The organism is Methanofollis sp., assembly GCF_028702905.1.
GTDB lineage: Archaea > Halobacteriota > Methanomicrobia > Methanomicrobiales > Methanofollaceae > Methanofollis.
The window spans coordinates 1-2,976 of sequence record NZ_JAQVNX010000176.1 but is presented as its reverse complement, the minus strand read 5'-3'; the positions used below and the strand labels follow the sequence as shown (position 1 = coordinate 2,976).

At 62.8% G+C, this 2,976-nt stretch carries 2 protein-coding genes and 2 pseudogenes; 2 read left to right on the top strand and 2 right to left on the bottom strand.

All coding sequences use genetic code 11. The features are described from left to right. Both PHP59_RS12345 and PHP59_RS12340 read right to left on the bottom strand, forming a co-directional pair. Positions 1 to 428, bottom strand: a pseudogene (locus PHP59_RS12345) (phosphoglycerate mutase); the annotation flags it as partial. Between the two features lie 25 nt (positions 429 to 453). Next, the gene (locus PHP59_RS12340; protein ID WP_300167412.1) at positions 454 to 1,392 is read right to left on the bottom strand and encodes an NAD-dependent epimerase/dehydratase family protein; all 939 of its coding nucleotides are present in this window, start codon (positions 1,390 to 1,392) and stop codon (positions 454 to 456) included. Between the two features lie 173 nt (positions 1,393 to 1,565). Between PHP59_RS12340 and PHP59_RS12335 the strand changes: the two genes are divergently transcribed. Both PHP59_RS12335 and PHP59_RS12330 read left to right on the top strand, forming a co-directional pair. Then, positions 1,566 to 2,420 (top strand): DUF368 domain-containing protein, encoded by an 855-nt coding sequence (locus PHP59_RS12335; protein ID WP_300167410.1) that lies wholly within the window; start codon positions 1,566 to 1,568, stop codon positions 2,418 to 2,420. Between the two features lie 150 nt (positions 2,421 to 2,570). Then, positions 2,571 to 2,976, top strand: a pseudogene (locus tag PHP59_RS12330) (methanogenesis marker 12 protein); the annotation flags it as partial.

Genomic DNA, 2,976 nt, shown 5'->3' with positions numbered 1-2,976 from the left:
ATCAGGTTCCTGTACGAGATCCCGGGGTGGAAGTCCGCGCCCGGCACCGCAAGGGACCCGATGAGGTCGGCCCCTCCCTCGCTCGTGATGTGCCCGGCATTGAAGTCCTCCATGACGCCGTCCCGCACCGTCACCAGGTTGAAGCGGTAGGCATAGTCTGCCGGCCCGAGATCGATCCCCATGCTCGCGGCTTCGAGAGGGCCCCTGCCGGTATAGCAGGTGGCCGGGTCGTAGCCGAGCACCGAGAGGTTTGCGACGTCGCTCCCCGGCTCGAACTCGTCCTTCACCGTCCGGAGAAGACCGCAGGCGCCCTCGCGGGCGATGCGGTCCATGTTCGGGGTGTCGGCATAGTCGAGGGGGGTCATGCCGCCGAGCGCATCGATGGGCTCGTCGGCCATGCCGTCTCCTAGAACGACGATATATTTCATGACTGGTCTTTTTCTCCTCTGTTTTTCAGCAGATTTCCCTGACAAGGGCGCGTGCCGCCTGCCGCACCGACTCCTCGGACCCGACGGTCGTGTGCCACCCCGTCGCCCCGATCTTTTCGACGGCAAGCTGCATCCTCGGGACATCGCCCACCCAGCCGCGGTCGCCCCCGGTGTACCGGAAACGCACGTCTGGGAGACCCATCTCCTCGGCGACGATCCGGGCGATCGCCGTGACATCGATCCAGTCCTCGGACCCGATATTGAAACAGGCAAAAGGCCCGTCCGCCGCCCTGACCGCGTGGAGGAGGGCCGCCACGCACTCCGAGACGAGGAGGTACGACTTGATCTGCTTCCCGTCCCCCAGGATCTCCAGTTCGGCCGGGTTCTCTTTCAGTTTGTGGGCGAAGTCCCATATCACGCCATGGTTGCTCCGCTCGCCGATGATGTTGGCGAACCGGAAGACCCGCGCCTTCATCCCGTAGGTGTGGGCATAGGACGAGATCATCGCTTCCGCGGCCAGTTTGCTCGCGGCATAGACCGAGATCGGTTCCATCGGGCTGTAGTCCTCGGGCGTCGGGATGACCGACGCCTCGCCGTAGACAGTCGAGGTGGAGGTGAAGACGATCTCGCCGACACCGTGGACCCGCATCGCTTCGAGGACGCGGACCGTGGCGGTGACATTGTTCTCATAGACGTCTGCCGGCGTTGCGGCGCTCCCCCGAACATCAGGGTCGGCGGCGAGGTGATAGACCCTCTCTGCCCCTTCGAACCTCTCCTGCCAGCCATCTTCGAGCAGGTCGGCCTGAAGATAATCAATTCTCCCGGCATCGAGATGCCCCCTGATATTGGCGAGATCCCCGGTGCGGAGGCTGTCGAGAACCAGCACGCGATCCCCCTGCTCCACAAGGGTGTCGACCAGATGGGAGCCGATAAATCCGGCGCCGCCCGTGACGATCGAGAACATATACGATCTCATTGGCACCGCGAGATAATATGGGTGACGGCAGGACCATTCCATCCCCTCTCCTCACTCGTCCGGGTCGTCGAGTGCCGTCCCTTTCCGCCGCGGCATGCCTGCCATGCTTCTATCATAATCATTAATTACGGCCCGCCTCCACACCCTATGCACACAGGACCATGACCATGCGCAGAGAACTACGAGAACACGCCGGGATATATCTCCGTGGCCTGATGATGGGGGCCTGCGACGTCATCCCGGGCGTCTCGGGAGGGACCATCGCCCTCATCACCGGCATCTACGAGCGCCTGATCGGGGCGATCGGCGCCGTCGATCCCGGGTCGCTGAAGCACGTGCTGCACGGCGACTTCGGGGCGTTCAGGAACGACCTCGAAAAAATCGACTTCCCCTTCCTGATCGTCCTCGTTGCCGGGATCGCCACGGCGTTCCTGGCCATGTCGGGCGTCATCCTGTACCTCCTGGGATACCACGGGGTCGAGACCTACTCCTTCTTCATCGGGCTGATCATCGCCTCCGCCGTCGTCCTCTTCCGGGAGATCCGCTCGCCCGGCCTTGCGGGCCTGGCCTTCCTTCTCGCCGGAACCGTCGCCGGGTTTTTCCTGACCGGCCTCGGCCACCTCGACGCCGGCCACTCCCTGCCGGTGATCTTTCTGACCGGGATGGTGGCGATCTGCGCCATGGTCCTCCCCGGCATATCGGGCGCCTACATGACCCTCATCCTCAACCAGTACGAGTTCATGCTCGCGGCGCTCAAGTCATTCGCCCTCCCCGAGATCGTCACCTTCATGGTCGGCGGCCTCACCGGTCTCCTCCTCTTCACGAAGGCCCTCAAATATCTCCTGAAGAACCACAAGACCGCGATGCTCGCCTTCCTCACCGGCCTGATGCTCGGTTCGACCAGGATGCTCTACGAAAAGGCCGCTATGTCCGGCACCATCCTCGTCGACGGCGGCATCTTCCTCATCGCCGGCATCGTCGTCATCGGCATGGTGGAGTACGTAAAACGGCGCTAGGGTCGGGCGGTGCCTGAACCCCCTCTTTTTCCGGGATTACCATGAAAACCACCCGGGTGGTTTTCAAAGAACCGCTTGAAACTTCGTTTCATGCCCGATTAATCGGAAAACGTACTTGTGCAGGCAGGTGCAAGAGGTACGGAAGATATCATGTTCATCGGGATCGATCATGGCACAACGGCCATGCGCTTTGCATCCGAGGTCGACCACTTCAAAGTCTCGCGCGAGGCCGCGCGGGACTTTTCGGTTCGTGACCTCGAACGTCTCTGTCCTCTCGACGAGATCGAGGGCATTGCGGTATGCTATTCGATGGGAGACGGCATATCGACCATCACCGACATCCGCAGGGTCGAGAACCGCGGCGTCGTCTCGCAGGAGGGCGCGGGCAAGCACATCGGCGGGGGCACGCGGGTCTTCGACGAGGTCGCAGCAAGCGGCATCCCTGCCGTCGTGATGCCGGGCATCCACCGCGGCTCCCCGACAGATCCCCGGTTCAAGGCGTACTCCCACCAGACAAGCCCGGAGAAGATCGGGATCGCCTACGAGGTCTGCCACG

Excerpts from the sequence above, each read along its gene's own strand:
- PHP59_RS12340 (WP_300167412.1), bottom strand. The coding sequence starts at position 1,392 with ATGTTCTCGATCGTCACGGGCGGCGCCGGATTTATCGGCTCCCATCTG.
- PHP59_RS12335 (WP_300167410.1), top strand. The coding sequence starts at position 1,566 with ATGACCATGCGCAGAGAACTACGAGAACACGCCGGGATATATCTCCGT.